Genomic DNA, 403 nt, shown 5'->3' with positions numbered 1-403 from the left:
GAAACTGGCGAGCATGATGCGGTTGTACAGCGGCAACGCCAAAGCCATCACCAGTGAACCGACCACCGCCAGCACCAGCAGGTCATTGCCATTGACCGTCAGCACCGAGCCGAACAGCACGTTTTCCAGAATGTGCACGTTGATCTTGCCCGCCAGGATCAGCAGCAGGCTGGCGCCCAGGGCCAGGGACACCGAGAGGAAAACGCCGATCAGCGTGTCCGGTGCCAGGCCGGTGCGGTTGCGCAGGTAATTGAGCAGGATGCCGAACAGCAGGCAATAGCCGAACAGGCTGCCGTAGGGCCCGGTGTAGGGTTCGCCGAGCAGGATGCCGACCGCCACGCCGGTCAGCGCCGCGTGGCCCACGGCTTCAGAGAAAAACGCGAAGCGCTTGACCACCACCAGG

At 63.5% G+C, this 403-nt stretch carries 1 pseudogene; it reads right to left on the bottom strand.

Features of this window, described 5'->3' with window-relative positions:
• Positions 1–363 (bottom strand): annotated as a pseudogene (locus tag GSM73_RS27345) (metal ABC transporter permease); the annotation flags it as partial.
• Between the last annotated feature and the right edge of the window lie 40 nt (positions 364–403).

The organism is Pseudomonas sp. PICF6 (genome assembly GCF_009831705.1).
Lineage (GTDB): Bacteria > Pseudomonadota > Gammaproteobacteria > Pseudomonadales > Pseudomonadaceae > Aquipseudomonas > Aquipseudomonas rhizophila.
Note: the sequence above shows the minus strand (reverse complement) of the source record. Positions and strands in the feature narration are given on the sequence as shown.